This window comes from Paenibacillus sp. 37 (genome assembly GCF_008386395.1).
GTDB classification, from domain to species: domain Bacteria; phylum Bacillota; class Bacilli; order Paenibacillales; family Paenibacillaceae; genus Paenibacillus; species Paenibacillus amylolyticus_B.
The window spans coordinates 1464329-1483556 of sequence record NZ_CP043761.1 but is presented as its reverse complement, the minus strand read 5'-3'; the positions used below and the strand labels follow the sequence as shown (position 1 = coordinate 1483556).

Annotated in this window: 15 protein-coding genes; 3 read left to right on the top strand and 12 right to left on the bottom strand. The window is 46.0% G+C overall.

The genetic code is table 11. The features are described from left to right. Window positions 1-101 precede the first annotated feature (101 nt). A complete protein-coding gene (thpR, locus tag F0220_RS06530) occupies window positions 102-704 on the bottom strand; it encodes an RNA 2',3'-cyclic phosphodiesterase (RefSeq protein WP_105597651.1) in 603 nt (200 codons plus the stop codon). 207 nt (window positions 705-911) lie between these two features. Between thpR and F0220_RS06525 the strand changes: the two genes are divergently transcribed. Beyond that, window positions 912-1868 (top strand): D-2-hydroxyacid dehydrogenase, encoded by a 957-nt coding sequence (locus F0220_RS06525; RefSeq protein WP_105597650.1) that lies wholly within the window; start codon window positions 912-914, stop codon window positions 1866-1868. Between the two features lie 302 nt (window positions 1869-2170). Here the strand turns inward: F0220_RS06525 and F0220_RS06520 are convergent, their stop codons facing one another. From F0220_RS06520 to F0220_RS06470, 11 genes are all read right to left on the bottom strand, one after another. Beyond that, a complete protein-coding gene (locus F0220_RS06520; RefSeq protein ID WP_091015459.1) occupies window positions 2171-3148 on the bottom strand; it encodes a TRM11 family SAM-dependent methyltransferase in 978 nt (325 codons plus the stop codon). Window positions 3149-3488: 340 nt separating this feature from the next. Continuing rightward, on the bottom strand, window positions 3489-5201 hold the full coding sequence (locus F0220_RS06515; protein WP_105597649.1) for a methyl-accepting chemotaxis protein: 1713 nt from the start codon (window positions 5199-5201) through the stop codon (window positions 3489-3491). Window positions 5202-5461: 260 nt separating this feature from the next. Beyond that, entirely contained in the window at window positions 5462-6487 is a 1026-nt protein-coding gene (locus F0220_RS06510) for an MsnO8 family LLM class oxidoreductase (RefSeq protein ID WP_181155314.1), read from the bottom strand. Between the two features lie 21 nt (window positions 6488-6508). Further along, entirely contained in the window at window positions 6509-7924 is a 1416-nt protein-coding gene (locus F0220_RS06505; protein ID WP_105597648.1) for a deoxyguanosinetriphosphate triphosphohydrolase family protein, read from the bottom strand. A 718-nt stretch (window positions 7925-8642) separates the two neighbouring features. After that, on the bottom strand, window positions 8643-10523 hold the full coding sequence (gene htpG / locus F0220_RS06500) for a molecular chaperone HtpG (protein ID WP_105597647.1): 1881 nt from the start codon (window positions 10521-10523) through the stop codon (window positions 8643-8645). Between the two features lie 765 nt (window positions 10524-11288). Next, window positions 11289-12188: a nickel transporter permease gene (gene nikC, locus F0220_RS06495; RefSeq protein ID WP_074093899.1), complete on the bottom strand. Its 900-nt coding sequence runs from the start codon at window positions 12186-12188 to the stop codon at window positions 11289-11291. 41 nt (window positions 12189-12229) lie between these two features. After that, window positions 12230-13234: an ABC transporter permease gene (locus tag F0220_RS06490; protein WP_017690144.1), complete on the bottom strand. Its 1005-nt coding sequence runs from the start codon at window positions 13232-13234 to the stop codon at window positions 12230-12232. 223 nt (window positions 13235-13457) lie between these two features. Further along, window positions 13458-15107, bottom strand: coding sequence for an ABC transporter substrate-binding protein (locus tag F0220_RS06485; RefSeq protein ID WP_105598417.1), 1650 nt, complete (start codon window positions 15105-15107; stop codon window positions 13458-13460). Between the two features lie 925 nt (window positions 15108-16032). After that, window positions 16033-16992, bottom strand: coding sequence for a glycoside hydrolase family 25 protein (locus tag F0220_RS06480; RefSeq protein WP_105597646.1), 960 nt, complete (start codon window positions 16990-16992; stop codon window positions 16033-16035). Window positions 16993-17242: 250 nt separating this feature from the next. Then, on the bottom strand, window positions 17243-17740 hold the full coding sequence (locus F0220_RS06475) for a phage holin family protein (RefSeq protein ID WP_105597645.1): 498 nt from the start codon (window positions 17738-17740) through the stop codon (window positions 17243-17245). A 318-nt stretch (window positions 17741-18058) separates the two neighbouring features. Then, window positions 18059-18265: a hypothetical protein gene (locus tag F0220_RS06470; RefSeq protein WP_105597644.1), complete on the bottom strand. Its 207-nt coding sequence runs from the start codon at window positions 18263-18265 to the stop codon at window positions 18059-18061. Between the two features lie 269 nt (window positions 18266-18534). On the opposite strand from F0220_RS06470, the gene F0220_RS06465 reads away from it, so the two are divergent. Both F0220_RS06465 and F0220_RS06460 read left to right on the top strand, forming a co-directional pair. Further along, the gene (locus F0220_RS06465) at window positions 18535-18777 is read left to right on the top strand and encodes a stalk domain-containing protein (protein ID WP_181155313.1); all 243 of its coding nucleotides are present in this window, start codon (window positions 18535-18537) and stop codon (window positions 18775-18777) included. Window positions 18778-18893: 116 nt separating this feature from the next. After that, the gene (locus tag F0220_RS06460; RefSeq protein ID WP_105597642.1) at window positions 18894-19136 is read left to right on the top strand and encodes a hypothetical protein; all 243 of its coding nucleotides are present in this window, start codon (window positions 18894-18896) and stop codon (window positions 19134-19136) included. Window positions 19137-19228: the final 92 nt, after the last annotated feature.

Sequence of the window (19228 nt, the reverse complement as noted above, 5' to 3'; positions counted from 1 at the left end):
CTTAACTAAGTAACCCAAAAAAAAGAATTTGAATAACGATGGCTAATATTACATAGGGATAAACGTTATGTCAATGTGATTTTATGGCATAAAAATGATTATCAGGAAAAAGTGAACGTGTCCACTACCTCATACATTGGCGATTGGCCAAGCCTTGTCACATAAAGTACAATGTCCTCCACCATCCATGAATTAACACCTGTGGAATGTTCCGGAAGCACTCCAGATATCCCTTTATTTTCATTACCTGGAAGCTGTCCCAGATATTTTCTGGCTATGGTAATGTGGGGAGCATAGGGTCTTAATTCAGCTTCAAACCCCAGCGGCGAAGTCGTCTGCACGATTTGTTTTTGCAATGAAAACAAGCGCCCCATTTCTCCGCTAACACCTTTCCAAAGCACCTTAGGTGCTTCTTCAAGACCAAATGTGCCCCAGTCGGACAGCTGAAGTTCAAACGGCTCAAATCCGCTTGCTGCTGAGCGCAATGCTTTTCGCAGGTGTCCGATGTCACTAACTAACGTATCCCCCAGAAATTGCAAGGTTATATGATAATCTCTATGATCTGTCCATTTACGAAAATCCAGCTTGTTCTGTACAAGCCTCGCATCCATCTGAAGAGACTGCTGAACAGCAACAGGAAGACGAATGGCTACAAACAATCTTTCCCGTCGGGAGGAATGATCCTGATGTGATTGGTTATTCATTGCATACACCTCTCTAAAGTTCGCTCTATTATTTCATAACTATACATATCGTTTCAAGTTGGGTAAGTATAGAGTGACACAAATATAACCATTTGCAAATAAGGCTAGATTCCTGCATTTCCCACCTTAATGCACATCCAACACCAAATCTGATACACTTTAATTATCAAACTCATCAAACTATTTATCTCAGGAGGACCACACATTATGGGTAAAATTGTATGTTTTCCATCTCTATCCGAAGAACAGCAAGAGCGCATTCAGAATGCTGCACCGGGATACACCCTGAAATTCGGAAAAGCCAAGGAATTGGATCCCGCTGAGTTGAAAGAAGCTGAGGTTATTTTAGGTTGGTCCCCACTCGTCACAGAGCATGCATTGAAACAGGACAGCCTGTTGAAGTGGGTTCAGGTCTGGTCTGCTGGTGTAGACAATCTCCCCTTCGCAGATTTGCAACAAAAGAACATTCAGGTCACCAGTGCAAATGGAGTTCACGCGATTCCTATCACCGAAATTATTCTGGGCATGATGTTATCCCACAGTCGCTGGCTGAGACAAGCTATGCTGCATCAACAACAGGCCAAATGGAAAGCTCCTGCCAAACCACTACCGGAACTGCATGGCAAAACAGCGGTCATCGTTGGTGTAGGTGAGATCGGTACGGAAACAGCCCGTATTCTCAAAGCACTCGGCATGCACACAATCGGAGTTCGCCGCTCAGGTAAGGATGTCCCCAATGTGGACCAAATGTACGACATGACCGGTTTACATGAAGCCTTGAGCCAAGGCGATTATGTAATTAACATTTTACCGCTAACTGATGAAACCAAACATATATATGATCAAACTGCATTTGAGCAGTTCCGATCCGGTGCCTGCTTCGTCAATGTGGGCCGTGGCCCCAGTGTGAAAACGGAAGCGTTGCTGAATGCACTCCAAAATGGTCAAGTTGCTTTCGCTGCACTGGACGTGTTCGAAGAAGAACCTCTTCCTGCAGAGCACCCGCTATGGAGCATGGATAACGTGTTAATTACGCCCCATATCGCAGGAAGTACAGAGCAATACGCGGATCGAGCAGTCGATATTTTCGTCAAAAATCTGGAAGCTTACGTCGCTGGCGATACCCTGCCGGTGAACCTTGTGGATTATAGTCATAAATATTAACACAAACACCCGTTCCCATGCAATATTGTGCAAATCAGATCGACAATATCAATAGAACTAAAAAATATTTACACTTGCAACTTCGATGACAGAACAACCTTCCGATCACTGTTATTCCCAGATTTTTTTAATTGACTTGTAGAAAGGTTAAAATCTGTGAATAAAGGTGAACGCTCCGCTTCTTCAGGTTATTTCTGTCCTCTACGTTCTCGTGTAAATCATTAGTTCAATTGAAATGTACACAGTAAAAAAACTCTACCTCTGGAAATTTCCCTAGAGGTAGAGTTTTTGTTTTTTTACGCTTACATACAAAGCCAAATATGACGTATAAACGTGCCTTTGTGTACTGTTCGGTACTCTTTTACAGCCCATCCCACTTCCAACAAGTGCTCTTCTACCCACTCTGTGGAAACAATCACTGCCCGTTTTGCCAATCTGCGCAAACTCTCCAGCATGGCTCGTTGCTCAGCATCCGGAAGTACAGAGCAGAGGTTATAGGGCATGTCCAGAATTGCTGCATCATACAAATCTTGCAGCTCATTCATATCCCCCAGTGTGATTCGATCCGAATCATACCCATAATGCGGCAGATTGATACGTGCACCTCGGACAGCCAGCGGATTGAGATCGTTACCTTTTGCATCAATTCCCATGGATAAAGCCTCAATTACAACCGTTCCCATACCGCAGCATGGATCAAGCAAGAGATGGTTTTCTACTCTCGGAACAGCAATATTAACCAGCGCTCTGGCGAGCGTGATGCCAAATCCAGTCGAGTAATTTTGCGGCTTCTGCCGGTGAATCTGCCATGATCGATCCGCTTCTGTCCACTGGCCCAAGATCCATTTTTCTCCTGTTTGGATTAGGCCGAAAGTCACCTTAGGTTGTTTCATCTGTGCCTTGCCCTTAATGCACATGCCGATTTCTTTTTCCAGTTGACGAGACTGTGCATAATCAGGTGTATGGTCCCCTTCTTTCAGACAAACCACCTTAAATGTCTCTTCAGGCAACAGATGAATATCTCTGGCAAGAGGAAGCAAATCAGTCACGGCATCCCCTTCGCCGATCACGTCAAGTCTGCCATGGATAAAAGGACTACGTCCAGGTGGAATACATCGTTCAGACCACACATACGACCCCATATCCATAGGGATCTCCGAACTCGGTTCAAGCAGCGTATTCAGCTCCAGCATGCATAATTCTTGCTCGTTCTCGTGGCAAGCAAAGGTGTAGAGGTGTTTTCCAGAAGTAGCGTAAATACCAAGTGTTTCATCAGGCAAAATCCCCCTCTCCTTCCTTCATTAATCATGTTTCTTCTATATAAATAGTAAGCTCATTGAAGACATATCAAATACGACTCATACGTTTGCTTCAGGTAGTCATTGTATACAATGTTAGGCCCCTAGACAACTATCCATTTCCTTGCACGTATCTATTTGGAAAGAAAAAAATAAGGTGTTCCCATTGTTTAGGAACGCCTTACTTTATTTTGAGATTATAACATTGGAAACCTAATCATTCTTGCTGGCAAACGTTATAGGCCAACAGCTCATATATCATACTGATTTCTCACCAATCGCCGCCTGCTTAATTCCAGCTTCTTCTATTATAAGAAGAAGGTTATATTTTTAATTTTTCAATGGATGTAAGCAAATCTTCCGATAATTCTTTCAGACTTTGAATGTTGCCGCTAATCGTTTCCATGGAACTTACCTGCTCTTCCGCCGATGCAGAAACTTCTTCCACACTCGCTGCCGATTGTTCCGAAACAGCGGAAATCTGCTGACTGAAATCATTCATTCGTCCGCTTGCCTCCTGCATGCCTGCGAGACCATCTGTCATTGTGCTGATGACACCAACCATGCCTTCCACCGATTCGTTAATTGTACGGAAGAGTTGACCTGAAGCAAGCACATGTTCCTGACCCAGTTCGGTCTCCTGAACGCCCGTACGTAATTCCGCAACTACCCCTTGTGACTCCTGCTGAATATCCTCGGTAATCGCTGTGATCTCTTCGACCGAAGTCTGCACAGCCTCAGATAACTTCCGCACTTCTGATGCAACTACAGCGAATCCGCGTCCACTCTCTCCCGCACGTGCTGCCTCAATGGAGGCATTCAATGCCAGCAGATTGGTTTGACGTGCAATGTCATGAATGACCTGAACCAGCTTGGAGATATCTTCATTTTTACGATTCAACCGTTCCATCTTGTTCATGGAAGCCGAGACCGAACCGGAAATCTGTTGCATCTGCTGCACCGACTGTTCCATCGCCTTGCGACCATTCAGCCCTTGCTCCAGTACAAGATCCGACATGACGCGCAGCTGGCTACCTTGTTCCGTATGACTCTGAATGTGATCATTCAACACTTCAACCGTACGAGCTGATTCCACGGCTGTCTCTGCCTGGCTCTCCGCGGCCTTGGCTGACTCTTCCATGGTCACAGCAATTTGGCGACTACCAATCTTAACCTCTTCTGAGGATATTGCCAGTTCTCCACTTTGCAGATTGACAGCTTGCGCAATTCGTCTGACGCTCAGAACCATGGAAGTCAGGTTACCTTTCATGTCATTCACCGCTTTGGCCAGAACACCAACTTCATCCTCATGTTTGGTATGTATGTCCTGAACATTCAGTTGGCCTTCTGCAATCAGTTTCACCGCACTAATGACACGTAGCAGTGGTTTCACGACCTGTGAACGAATAATCGGAATGCTGATCGCTGTAATGACAATCATGACAAGAACACCGATAATGATGATTAACCTACCATCCTGCACCGATCGGATCGTTTGGGCCGCCGCCAGATTGGACTGTTCCTGATTGTACTCCACGAGATAATCGAGATCGACTTGCATAGTGTCAAAGGAATCAGCACCTTTATCAGCTACTTCCTTCGCCAGCTGTGTCTGACCCTCATCACTCAGCTTGATCGATTGCGTATTAATCTTGAGATATGCTTCCCATTTGTTCTTGAACGCAGTCCAGTGTTCGAGCTCTTCCGCGTACTTCTCCTGCTGATCATAGATTTTAATCGCCTGCGTCGTCTCACGAATATACTTGGTACGCTCTTCTGACAAAAATGCCTTGTCTGTTTCTTCCGCGTCAAAGTGACGATAACTTAGTGACAGGACATGCTCTGTGGTATAGTTTAACCGATTAATTTGCTGGATTGATGGCATCCAATTGTTCGTAATTTCATTAGTATTGGTTTCAATTGAATTCATCCGGGTGACAATCGTGACACTCAAAACAATTAAACAGAGGATTAACAAGTAGAACGCGATGCTGATACGCAGACCGATACTCTTGATCTTGAATCTGCTGAACATATGATTTCCCCCTTGACCTCTTCGGTCATCCCGAATGCAGGTGCGTTTGTCATTGTTTTCCCCTTCTTTTGACCTCTTGTCAAAAGAACTTATCTATATTATATCGATAGGAAAATAGACGTAAAGTATTATAACATTATTTTGTCATTAAGATGCTTGGTTTTGTAAAAGATTGTTGAATCTTGACAAAGTTCAAACCGAAGAGCTGCAGCTCTTCGGTTTGTTCGGATTTCAACGGCTAACATCATAAAGCGATCAGCCTAGTTCAGTATTGCCGTCTTATGCTCAGCCAGCAATCGATATGAATCCAACCTGCGCTCATAATCTGGTCCTGCCGTAACCAGAAGCAACCTCTCCGTATCCAACCTGCTACTCACCTGTTGCAATCGAGCCCATACCTGTTCAGGTGTACCTGCATAGTGCCGCACCGATTCTTTATGATCAATAACGGCTGCATCATTCGTGTTAGAGACCGTGATACCACTTGAATTCGGCTCAGTTGAACGTTCTTTCCCATTTGCCTCGCGTCTCTCCATCATGTCACGACTCCAGGCCATAGCATCCGTCTCCGACTCGGCACACAATACGCTGACTGCCACCATAACCTCAGGCTCCTTCATCGTTGCACTAGGAATAAATCCTTCCCGGTATCGCTTTACAGCCTCTGTACCATCGGCATCACTCATGAATTGACCAAATACATATCCCATGCCAAACCGTGCCGCAAATTCTGCACTCTTCACGTTAGTTCCCAACATCCAGAGTGATAACGGAAGCTTGGGAATCGGACGAGCCGTCACAGGATGATCCTCGTAGGTATATCGATCTTCAAGCAGTTCCGTCAGTGCTGCAAGTGATTCGGGCAGCTTGGACACATGTTGCAAGTAATTGCCACTGAGTGCCATCGTCGCATGAGGACCACCGCCAGGAGCACGTCCGAGCCCAAGCTCAATGCGCCCCGGATAGAGGGTAGCCAGGAGACGGAACGACTCTGCAACCTTGAGCGGACTGTAGTGTGGCAACAGGACCGCTCCAGAGCCAAGCTGGATCGTTGTCGTTCTTGCTCCGATGTGGGATAGCAGTACTTCGGGAGAGGCCGATGCCAGTTCAGCCATATCATGATGCTCTGATGTCCAGTATCGGGTGTATCCCCAAGACTCGGCATGTTGCGCAAGTGTAACCGATTGTTGAAGTGCCTGTTCCGCTGTGGCATCGTTTAACCTTGGAACAAGGTCAAGTACGCCCAGACTGAACGTCTCACTCATTCGCTTAGCCACGCGTCTCATCTCCCTTTATATCGGTTCATTTTAATCCAGATCGTAGATCGAACCCACCTTCAGACCGTAGAGTTCATTATATATTTTCTCGGCAAATGCATCCGTCATTCCTGCGATATAATCGATCACCATGTGTTCCCAAGTCCAGATCGGCTGGGCTTTTGCCTGATCCTTCTCATAACGCTGCAGCCAGTCGGATGGAATAATGGATTTGGACGTTTCTGGATCAAGAAATGCATCCCATAATCGCTTAATCATCCATTCACTTCGCTTCTGTAGCCGCTGCACACGCAGGTCACGAATCATGGTTACCCAGGCAAAACTCTTGAGCACACTCACCGTACGCAACATATCGAGGTCTTCAGCCCCTTCACGGACAAAAGTTACCTTCTTCCAGTCGCCGTCGTCAATAACGCCCAGGCTACCTACAAAAAAGCTCACCCAATACGCTTTCACTTCACGACGGGTACGCGAGTAATCATGCTCGCAGAACGGCATCTTCTCATTCCAGATGCGCAGGAACGAAGCGAGGACCTCTTCTACCTTTTGCCCAATCGCTTCTCGGGTCCATCCGTTCCAGAACAGATCCTCCAGCGTTGTAATCTTATCCACAATCAGTCGATTCACATGCGGATCTTGCAGGAAATGCTCATGTACTTCAATTTTGCCTGCTTTGATGCCATCCTCCAGGTCATGTGAAGAGTACGCAATATCGTCGCAAAGGTCCATCAACTGTGCTTCCAGCGTCTTCTTGCCTGCCGGCACGTTCCAGCGTTCACGGATCTCCCGAATATATTGCCACTCATGATGATACATGCCTTTCTTGCTCTCTGTCCCGGGGTACGGATACTTGTTGATTCCTAGTAATACCGCATCAGACAGGTTCAGTCCGTCGATATCTTCACGCTTCTCCAAGTGCATAATGAGACGGAAATTGTGTGCATTGCCTTCAAAATGCTCGTATTTCCGTTTTAGCTCGGCACGGACTTCAGACTCCACCTTGGGAACTTTGGCGCTGCGGCTTTTTTTCATGATTTTCTTAGCCTCGGTGTTAATGAGGTCATCCAGAATACCATCCAATACTTCTTCACCTTTATGTCCAAACGGCGGGTGACCGAAGTCATGTGCGATTGCAGCGCACTCCACCACTTCTGAATCAATAATAAGGCCGGGGTTGTCCGCGCGGTCCCAGTCTACCTCAGGAAAACGGCGAATCAAACTTCGGGCAGCCTCTCGTGCAATCTGTGCCACCTCCAGGGAATGGGTCAAGCGAGTACGATAATAATCGCCCGTTCCTGCGCCAAACACCTGCGATTTGCCCTGTAACCGACGGAAGGTCGGTGAATGAATGAGTCTCGAATAGTCCCGTTCATACGCTGCACGAGATCCATCCAATTTGGTTAATTCAGGATATTGTCTATGTTCTCTCAGATCGTTCCATTGCATGGGGATCACTCCTAGCCGACTGTCTCTATTTTGAGTGATTATACACAACATCTGTGGTTTCGAAAAGTAAAACCTGTCTGCGATTGTCATCTCTTCTTACATCAACTTGTAATGAACAGTCATCCTCTCTTATTATACCCTGCCAGACTATCATCCGTGCATCTAAATGACAATGATTCATATTGAACTCATTATTCACATATGCTTGCTCACATGGCAGAACAACCCTAAGTATTCACGGTGCCAGCAGGTGGCCGTTCCGGTTACGGATCGTTCTTATGATCGCTGTTGTCTCCGGGTTTTCTGAATCCCCTATATTAAGGGGAAAACCCTGAGACAAAGGCGACCACTCCGCTTCTTCAGAATCAATTCCGTCCCCTTCACTACTTTTGCTGTTTGATTCACTCCCAATTTAAATGTCATTACATTCCCTATAAAGGGAGAATTCTTCAAAATTTTGAAAGGCTAAAGAATTTCATTACGATTTTCATCATCGCTGCAATGATGGTCTGTCTCCCCCACTCCTACCCGTTGTGGGTAAAAACAAAAAAAACGACAGGACTGAAACGCCCTGTCGGGGTGGAGATGGTGAATTCAAAGATATCTTGTAGTTTCCAGGCTATATAAGCTCTGAGCCTTTCACCTGTAAACTGCATGGAACATTCCATTACTTTTGATTCAGTGCGCCGTTGTGACATCACTACGTTATTGCGGTAGTTTACACCATAACCTTACAGATATCGTTAGTGAACTCTACTGGGTCCTGAATTGGCAATCCCTCGATCAGCAATGCCTGATGGTACAGCAGGCTTGTGTAGAGGTTCAGTTTTTCCTGATCCTGTGCGAAAGCGTCTTTCAACGATTTGAATACATCGTGATTTACGTTGATTTCAAGTACTTTGTCGGCTTGTACGTTTTCACTGTTCGGCATAGCTTTCAGGATTTTCTCCATTTCAATCGTCAGCTCACCTTCAGTAGACAAACATACCGGGTGGCTTCTGAGACGTTTGGAAGCTTTAACGGCTTTGACTTTACCCGCCAATTGAGCTTTCATCGCTTCAAACAACTCTTTGTTGTCGTTGTCCTGTGCGTCCGTTTCTTCTTTGTCCGCGCTATCTTCGATCCCCAGGTCACCACTGGAGATGGATTTGAATTCTTTCTCCTTGTAGTTCGTGATCATCTTGATTGCAAACTCGTCGATGTCATCAGTAAAGTACAATACTTCGTACCCTTTCTCAAGAACACCCTCGATCTGTGGCAGCTTCTCAATACGGCTAATCGATTCACCAGATGCATAGTAGATGTACTTCTGATCTTCCGGCATTCTGGAGACGTATTCGTCCAAGCTCACGAGTTTGCTCTCTTTGGAAGACGTGAACAACAGCAGATCCTGCAATGTATCCTTATTCACACCATAGTCGCTGTATACACCGTATTTCAATTGACGACCAAACGCTTGGTAGAACTTCTCGTAGTTCTCACGCTCGTCCTTCAGCAGGCTTTGCAGTTGACTCTTGATTTTGTTCTTAATGTTCTTCGCGATCAGGCTAAGCTGACGGTCATGTTGCAACATCTCACGGGAGATGTTCAGGGACAGGTCTTCCGAATCCACCATACCTTTGACAAATCCAAAGTAATCTGGCAACAGATCCCCGCATTTATCCATGATCAATACACCGTTGGAGTAGAGTTCAAGGCCTTTTTCATACTCTTTAGTATAGTAGTCAAACGGCGTGTTCTCCGGAATGAACAGGATTGCATTGTATACCACTGCGCCATCTGCGCTGATGTGCAGGTGTTTGAGCGGTTTGTCAAAACCGTAGCGTTTTTCCATATAGAAGTTATTGTAGTCTTCTTCGGTCAGTTCGCTTTTATTTTTACGCCAGATCGGCACCATGCTGTTCACGGTTTGTTCTTCTTGGTACTCTTCGAACTCGTTCTCTGTGCCCTCTTTCGGACGTTGACCCGTCACATCCATCTTGATCGGGTAGCGAATGAAGTCGGAGTATTTCTTGATGATGGATCTCAGGCGGTACTCTTCCAAAAACTCGTCATACGAATCTTCTTCGGTATTCTCTTTGATCGTCAGCACGATCTCTGTACCTACGGAATCTTTCTCAGCTGGTGTGATCGTGTAACCATCCGCGCCTTCGGATTCCCATTTCCAAGCTTCGTCGCTGCCCAGCGTTTTACTCGTTACGGCCAGCTTGTCCGCCACCATAAATGCCGAGTAGAAACCAACCCCGAATTGTCCGATGATATTATGGCCGTCTTTGGCTTCATTTTCCTTCTTGAACGCCAGGGAACCACTCTTCGCGATAACGCCCAGATTGTTCTCCAGCTCTTCCTGCGTCATCCCGATACCGGTATCCGTCAGTGTGAGCGTGCGATTTTCTTTGTCGATCGTAAGCTTGATGAAGTAGTCCTCTTTGTTGAAAACGAGCGTATCGTCTGTCAGTGCTCTGTAATAAATTTTATCAATGGCGTCACTGGAGTTGGAGATCAATTCTCTCAAAAAGATTTCTCTTTGGGTATAAATGGAGTTGATCATCATATCCAGCAAACGTTTGGATTCTGCCTGGAATTCTTTTTTAGCCATGAGTGGTTGGACTCCTTTCAAATTTGGATATCGAATGATTTGATTGAAAATAGAAAGTAAATCCTTGAGTGTTTCATGCAGAACTTACGGGTACCAGAACATCATTCGAAGCTTAAACGCTTGATCATTAGATCCAATAGATTGCTAATCTTCAAAATGCATGACGTTTTGCCATGTCGCCGTTCCGGTTACGAATCGTTTTTCGGATCGCTGTTATCCCCAGATTTCTTTGATTCCCTTTTAAAAAAGGAGAAATCCGGTGATAGCGTATGCTTCCGAAGCAGCTTTCTTTCAGAAAGCTTTTAGGCGAACGCTTCGCTTCCTCCAAATCGATTTCGTCCCCTGCACTACTTTTGCATTTAATCAGGAACTTGTATGAGGATTAGAGCCTTCTATTTAGATGGAGTCTGTTGATTAAGCAAACATTTCGCTTCTTCAGGTCTGTGTGCCCCTCGGCTTCGCATGTCCTACTCAGGTTCAATATCTATTTTCAAAAACAGAATCATTCCATATGTAGGCGTATAGTAAAAACATCATTTGTTAGCACTCTAATGATCGGAGTGCTAAACCCTTCCTTTTATATAACATATGGGAAAATTGGGTGTCAATACGCAGGCGGTTATTTTAACTAAAAGATCGAATAACCCCTCTACTTTTGCACATCACCAATCATTTTAACGTAATCCCGTAGGTAAAACAAAAGCCGCCTCGAACCAAAGTTCGAACCGGCATAGAAGAAACAATTACGGTTAGAATTAGAAACTTCTACTTTTTCGCCATTTTCGGATCAAGCGTATCGCGCAGTCCATCACCCATTAGGTTGAAGCCGAGAACGGTCAACATAATGGAAACGCCGGGGAAGATCAGTGTCCACGGTGCTTTTTGTATAAACTGACGGGAGTCTGACAGCATTTTACCCCATTCGGGATCGGGTGGTTGTGCGCCCATACCTAGAAATCCGAGTGCAGCAGCTTCGATGATCGCAGTCCCAATTCCGAGTGTACCTTGCACGATCAGAGGAGTAAGGCTGTTGGGCAAGATGTGGCGAAACAAGATTCGACCGTTGCCCGCTCCAAGTGTCCGTGCCGACGTAATGAATTCCTCCTGTCTCAAGCTGAGTACCCGTGAACGCACCAACCTTCCATAGGTCGGGATGTTCACGATGGCGATGGCGAGCAGTGCATTCTGCAACGACGGGCCCAATATCGCCACAATGGCGATGGCCAGCAAAATCCCCGGAAAGGCGAGCAAGATATCAAATAAACGCGAGATAAGCATGTCCGCCCATTTTCCATAAAATCCGGCAATCAAACCAAGCAGCGTACCCGCGATAATGGAACCAATGACGGAGAAGAACCCTACCCACAAGGAAATACGCGCCCCATGCAGCACTCTGGAAAATACGTCACGCCCCAGATCATCGGTACCAAACCAATGCTCTGCCGAAGGGGCCTGAAGCCGATCCACCAGCACCTGTTCCTTGTAATCGTAAGGTGCAATGTATGGCGCGAGGAAGGCCAACAGGATAAAAAAAACGATAATAATCAGGCCTGCAAGCGCAAGCCGATTTCTCCGAAACGTTCTCCACGCTTCCCGCCAGGGACCGGATGTGCTCGCCGACGCAGCATCAATGGATGGTCCGGTATTGGTCGATAATTTGGCCATGCGGCGTCTCCTTTCATGGATATGAATGATTGATGAATTCCCTATTTATAACTAATCCGAGGATCAAACACGGCGTAGAGCAAGTCCACAATCAGATTGATCACCACGAAAAAGAACGCCACGATCAGAATGCCACTCTGGATCACCGGATAGTCCCGCGAACTAATCGCTTCATATATATAACGTCCCACGCCTGGCCAAGCAAAGATCGTCTCGGTCAGCACTGCACCCCCGAGCAACGATCCGGTCTGGATACCGATAACCGTAAGCACAGGGATAAACGCATTTTTGAGTGCATGTCCATATACGACAAAAAACGGACCCAGTCCCTTCGCCTTTGCTGTACGAATGTAATCGGAACTCATCACTTCCAGCATGCTGGAACGAGTCATCCGGGCAATAACAGCCATCGGGATCGTACCCAGTGCCACACTTGGCAGAATTAGATGTTTCGTTACGGTCCACAACTGATTCCATTGTCCAGCGATCATCGTATCCAACACATACAAGCCCGTAATGGCTTCCACCGGATCACGTGCATTCATGCGTCCAATGGACGGCAGCCACTGTAACTTGTTCGCAAACAACCATTGTTCCATGAGACCGAGCCAGAAGATCGGCATGGATACACCCACTAGAGCAATGACCATACAGCAATAATCAAACCAGGAGTTGTGCTTCCATGCACTGACAATCCCGGCATTCACCCCAATAATGACAGCAAACAACATACTTGCCATCGTTAATTCGAGGGTAGCTGTCAGATAAGGCACAATTTCCTGGGCAATAGGCACCTTAGTGCGGATAGATGTTCCAAGGTCGCCTTTGAGCAAATCGCCCAAGTAGGCGAAATACTGCTGGAACCAGGGTTTATCCAGACCGAGCTGGTCACGAAGGGCCTGCTTGGATTGTTCGGTTGCCTTTTGCCCAAGTATGGTCTCGGCCGGGTCACCCGGAATGGCATGGATGATGGAAAAGACAATCAGGGTCATGCCCAGCAGTACGGGCAGCAACACAAGCACACGTTTGACAATATAGCTGTTCAATCCTGCTCACCTGCCTTCGACATATCGTGCAAAATAAAAAGCGCTGGCAGACACGTATGCTTTGGATAGTTACGTCCGGATGTGGGTTCTGCCAAGCATTGCGTCTCACCAGCGCTTTAATAGAGAAAACTTACACCTACTCACTCCGAGGTGCAGTGCCCTCTTCAGAGTGATTCTCCACTCTCCGTTATCCTGAAATGGATAAATTCAGCTTATGTCTGTATTATTCGAAGTAGGCACCAGCATAGGATTCACTGCCCAGCGGAGATGGTACAAAACCTTTCAGGTTCGATTTACCCGCCAGAATTGGCGTGGTGTGCACGAGTGGAATCCACGGTGCGTCTTCCTTGATAATTGCCTGCGCATGTTTGTAAAGCTCCGCACGTTTCTCCTGATCTGTTTCTTTCTGCGCATCGGTCAGCAGCACATGCAACTCTTCGTTGACATAGAAGCTACGGTTGTTGCCCGGAATGGCGTCTTTGTCCAGCAACGTGTACAGGAAGTTATCCGGGTCCCCGTTATCCCCCGTCCAGCCGAGCATGTAGATATCGTCTTTCTCTCCGGCTTTGGCATCATCCAGATACGTCGCCCATTCTGGGGATTCAATGTTTGTGGTCACGCCAATTTTCTCAAAATCAGCCTGGATCGCTTCCGCAACCTTCTTGCCATCAGGCATATACGGGCGGGATACCGGCATGGCATAGAAGGTTACCGGATCAGGCAAACCATCAGGGAAGCCAGCCTCGGCCAATAGAGCTTTTGCTTTTTCCAGATCATATGGGTAATCCTCAATCGTATCGTTGTACCCCCACAGCGTTGGCGGCATCGGGTTGACAGCAGGCTCAGCTTGTCCAGCAAAGAACGCATCAATAAGGGCCTGCTTGTTCACCGCATGGTTGAGGGCTTGTCTGACTTTGACATTATCAAATGGTTTCTTCTTGAAGTTAAAGCCGATATACGCCACGTTGAACGGTGGACGCTCAATCTTCTGCAACTCGCTATTGCCTTCAAGGATGGACAGATCGTCTGGGTTCAAGTCTTCCATGACATCAATCTCACCGTTTTGCAGGGCATTGAAGCGAGCGGTGTTATCCGGAATCGAACGCACGATTACTTTGTTCAGCTTCGGTAGTCCTTCTTTCCAATAATCCGCGTTTTTCTCCAGGGTGATGGAGTCGTTACGCTTCCACTCTTTGAATACAAATGGGCCGGTGCCCACAGGCTCGCTCTTGAAGTTTTCTTTTTTCTCCTGAATCGCTTTTGGGCTGGCAATGCCAAATGGCGTCATCGCAATATTTTGCAGGAAAGGCGCTTGTGGCTGGTTCAATGTGAACTCCACCGTAGTCTCGTCCGTCGCCTTCACTTCCTTGATCACACGTCCGTCCTCTGGACCAAACATGGAATCATAATAATCGAAGGAATCTCCTTCGAATTTATATTCACTCGCCGGGTCGCCCCAGCGGTTGAAGTTGAACACAACAGCCTCTGCGTTGAAGTCCGTACCATCATGGAATTTCACACCGGACTTCAGCTTAAACACATACTTGAGCCCATCCGCCGAAATCTCCCAACTCTCTGCAAGCCCAGGAACGACCTCTGTTCCGCCTTCCTTGTAGTCCAGCAACGAATCAAACACCTGATGTCCAATCTTCAGCGACTCTCCATCGGTCACAATTGCCGGGTCGAGTGCAACGGAATCCCCGCCACGCCCCATGATCATCGTATCTTGCGCTTCTGTCACTTCGGCTGGTGGCTCGCTGCCTTCCGCCGGAGCAGGCGAATTCCCAGCCCCCTCATTGCTCGAACAGCCTGACAACACCAAGACGGTGCTCAAAGCAAGAGTCAAAAAACCGGACATCCATTTCTTTCTCATTCGCATACGTACAACACCCTTCCCTGTCTCATAATGTGTGTGATGCTGGCACGAAAGATCTCCAATGTTGGCAATCGGTTTGGTGCTCTGTATCATATAAAAGGCTTTAAATGCCTGAGATACCTGAATTAATGTTCTGGGAAAAGTAAGGCATGTATGTGAAATGTAAAAACAGCATGGGATACGTATGGAATACAGGCAAATATCAGATCGTGCACAGGATTGAGGACATCGGTTAAATACTTTTATAGAAAAAGAAAAAGCTTCAACAACGTATCTTGTGAGATGAATCTATGAAATTGAATGAGATTGCTGCTTATGATGGTTGCGTTTTATTTGAACTTAGGTCAATAAGCAACAGCAAACGGTTACAGACCGATAAGAGCATGTTCAAATCAGTAGATTAAAATTACAGATGGGCATATAGATACTACGCTGCTGGCTCTGCAATCAAACCTATCCCTTGAGCGGGTGCGGGTCGTTTTGAGTATGCAGTGTGGGAGCTGGACTAGGTATCGTTTGCAATACGGACGAAAGAAACTCTACATAGGCTAGGTAGTTTAGATGTGTGAGTTGTTTATTAGGGTGGTTATCTCTTGCAGATTGGATGTGTATAACGTATGAACGAGATCTTGAGATGTTGGATTGTACAACAGAGAGACATTACAATAACTTCATATGTTATGGTTTTGTCATGATGAGGAGGATTGTGTAAATAAACTGTGGTGAAAAACAATTTCGTGTAACTTACTTTACATCACATTAATCAATTAGACAAGAGATTTACAGACATAAGTCTTCAACTTTATTATATGCGTTAATATTACTTACATAAAACACAAAAAAGGAACACAGTTCGACAAGAAACGTCCCGTGTTCCTTCTCCACTCAATCCACATTTAAATAAAATAAAAATTTTAATTTGCTAAGAATCAGCTAACTTTTTAAACAAACCTCTGCGATGCATCACGGTAATAAAACGGTAAAAATCATAACTCGCCCCATTATCGATGCTGAACAATGGATTTTTGGTGTCATATGCCAGTGCTGCATCCACAGCTGCTTTTGCCCATACTGGAACTTCCATTTGCTGACGCGCCTGCAGTTTGTCGACCTGGGATTTGAGCGCATCAAACGCTGCTTTCTCTTCGGCTGTCATCGGTTCGCCCCCTTTCGGTGGTTCGGTTGGTGGATTCGGATGACTTGGATTCGTCGGATTGGATGGCTCCGGGGGGTTCGGAGTGGCTGCTGCGTATCTTGCTCTGAGCTGTGCCGCTGTTCCCTCGAATTCATTCATATCCACGTTGCCACTAATGCCATTCACCTTGCCTGAATCCGTATACTGCCAGAACGTCCAACGCTTCCATGCCGGTTGGTCTTCCGGTACACGGGTGTTGCTGTAACGCGCGATCCACAGATCGTATGAGCTGAGTGATGTGTCAAAATTCCCGGCAAATGAATTGCCCGTGTATATGATCGGTTTTACACCTGTCAGACGTTGTAGTTCGGTTAAAAAAGCTTTGGCAACCGTATTCATCTGCGCTTTGCTCAGGTTGCCGGGGTTGTTCTCGTAGTCCATGACGGGTGGCAGTTGTAACGCTTTGGCGCCTCCAACTTTGTTAAGCGTATTGGCGTAATGTGCCGCTTCAGCTTTGGCACCATCAGTAGATGTCGCGCGGAAGAAGTGATAGGTTCCCACCAGCATGCCCGCCGCCAGTGCACCGGTTACATTGTTCTGATAATTGGGATCGGTATATGTCTGTCCCTCAGTTGCCTTGATGAATACAAATGTCATGCCACTTGCCTTCACCTTCGCCCAGTCAATATTGCTCTGGTATCGGGAGACGTCAATGCCCTGTGTGTTGCCCGAACTTCTCGTTTGCATGTTTCTCACACCCTTTATGCGGCAAATTGCCGTTTGTTCAGCATTTTACACCATTCGATTCAAGCGTTCCCGGGTACAAGTATAGACAGATTAGAGCATTCTGATCTATAAATTGCTGATTGGATGTCACTCTCTGGATTGATGCAAAATGCTCCTATAGTTAATGCGGTTGGATCAGGGGTTGCTTGTGTGCGTGTCCCTAATGTGTTGAGTTATGTGTAGTTTCACGTGCTAGCTTGCTATAGTCGCATTACTTCTTGCTATCTCCAGTCTGTGAATCTATGTCATCCGGATCTGGCTGTGAAAAAGAGTCTTTGGCACTTGGGGAGAAGTTACCGGGGAGTTCCCCGGTCCCCCCTTTGCCCTTGAGCACTTCAATAGCTTGCCGAATCACTGGCGGAATTGGAGCGCCCAACTTACCCCCGTTTTCGATGATGGACAACAACTCATTTGCGATATAAAAAAAGGCGACCGCATCCCTGAACAAATGTCCGTCTCCCAGAACACCGTCCACCAGATGAGCCACCGATACCATTGCAAATATAAATACCTTTCGTGCGATGCCGAACATGCCAACATTACTCTCTAACTTGCCACTCATGCCCGCCGCCGCGATGCCCGTTAGGTAGTCGAGGATGACGAATACAAGCAATACACCGAGCACTCCTGACCAGCCTCCGAAGAAGTAGGTTGCCGAGCTGCTCATCAGCGCAATTCCCCATTTCCATAGGGTATCCCATCTTTCCATGGTTTCACCTCCTTTGTGATTCGTATAATCGTTTTAGAAACAAAAAAAAAATTAGTGGATTGCGTGTAGTCCTTAATACAAGTTCGTTTATTCCCTGAACAAGGGTCTGTCCATGTTAAATTGTTTTCACTAAGATTTAGATTTAAATTTCAATTAATAAAATCGCCTTCTAAAATAGTAAATGTGAAGCGGTCATGCCGTTTTGTGTGATTTTAAATGTGTTGGCATCTATGATAATTTGATCACCTGGTTTGAACTGACCTGTGAATTACAGAAATTTAAACATGGTATCGGCTATCTTTCGCGACCTTACCAAAACTAACATCCATGATAGCCCGTTTCGTAACCTCTCAAATGTAATCGCCTTAGCATTGGTTGCCACATCCATAACCGCGCCGAACCCGTCATTTCCATCGTGCCGACCGCCGCCGCAGATCCGGAAACGTCTGCGACAGCACGACCAAACACGAATACGGATATTTGGCGGTTAAAGGCCATGCGGTTAAATCCCCCTCGATTAAACATGGCCTTCCCTCCTTCATTTTTATGCCCTCGACCCATCCGGGAAAATCGATGTGATTTCATTTAGGCAAACATATTAAGTACCGTCTTTTTGGGAGAGGTGCTATAAACTATTTCCAGTGTTTACCGAAATAAAGTGTATACCCCATTTATAAAGGAGACTCACACTTTGAAAAAATCATTATTTAAAACAGTGGCCACTCTCGGTATTGGCATGATGATCGGATCAGCAACCCTTGCTGCAGCCGCCCCCCTCTACGGTTAATGCCATATTGACCAAATTTTCATTCGCTGTTGATGGCAAGGAACAAAATTTGCAATCTGACACGCTGGTTTATAACGGAAAAACATACTTGCCTATTCGTGAAGTTGCAGAAATGACTGGTTACAAATTAATTTATGACAAAGAGCAAAAGAAAATTGAGTTTGAAACTAAAGGAGAATCGTTTTTGAACAACAATTCCTCCACTCCCCTAGCACTACAAGCCAAACACAAAGCAAGATTTACAATGTAGGCGATGTTGTCAAAACACCTTATTTTGACATTAAAGTTACAGGTGTTAGATATGATAGTAGTTTCAATGACTCACCTGCAGGAGAAGGTGCTACATACGCGATTGTTGAATTCGATGTGTTAGTTAAAAAAGAACCAACAACATTTCCAAAATGGGCTTCCATCCATTTTATTGATATCTATACTTTAGATACTGGAGTCGAGTATATGGGTGGAACAACCGCTTCGGGAAATATTACTGTAAACGAGTGGTCAAGTGTATCTGTTGGTAAGTTAATTAAGCCAGGCGTAAAAGTTTCTGATGTTAAAATTTCTGATCCAATACTTCGCGACAGAAACTACTACACTGTGAAGTTCTAATAATCTCAGCGCCTTTTACTTAGCAAAAAAAGTCTGTTCACATAGAAGAACAACACCCCAGCTATAATTGTGGGGTGTTTGTAATTTTTGAG

Coding starts and splice junctions, on each gene's coding strand:
- F0220_RS06485 (WP_105598417.1), bottom strand. CDS start 15,107: ATGAGAAAGAAATGGATGTCCGGTTTTTTGACTCTTGCTTTGAGCACC.
- thpR (WP_105597651.1), bottom strand. CDS start 704: ATGAATAACCAATCACATCAGGATCATTCCTCCCGACGGGAAAGATTG.
- F0220_RS06505 (WP_105597648.1), bottom strand. CDS start 7,924: ATGCAATGGAACGATCTGAGAGAACATAGACAATATCCTGAATTAACC.
- F0220_RS06525 (WP_105597650.1), top strand. CDS start 912: ATGGGTAAAATTGTATGTTTTCCATCTCTATCCGAAGAACAGCAAGAG.
- htpG (WP_105597647.1), bottom strand. CDS start 10,523: ATGGCTAAAAAAGAATTCCAGGCAGAATCCAAACGTTTGCTGGATATG.
- F0220_RS06510 (WP_181155314.1), bottom strand. CDS start 6,487: ATGAGACGCGTGGCTAAGCGAATGAGTGAGACGTTCAGTCTGGGCGTA.
- F0220_RS06475 (WP_105597645.1), bottom strand. CDS start 17,740: ATGGAAAGATGGGATACCCTATGGAAATGGGGAATTGCGCTGATGAGC.
- F0220_RS06515 (WP_105597649.1), bottom strand. CDS start 5,201: ATGTTCAGCAGATTCAAGATCAAGAGTATCGGTCTGCGTATCAGCATC.
- F0220_RS06470 (WP_105597644.1), bottom strand. CDS start 18,265: ATGTTTAATCGAGGGGGATTTAACCGCATGGCCTTTAACCGCCAAATA.
- nikC (WP_074093899.1), bottom strand. CDS start 12,188: ATGGCCAAATTATCGACCAATACCGGACCATCCATTGATGCTGCGTCG.
- F0220_RS06480 (WP_105597646.1), bottom strand. CDS start 16,992: ATGCAAACGAGAAGTTCGGGCAACACACAGGGCATTGACGTCTCCCGA.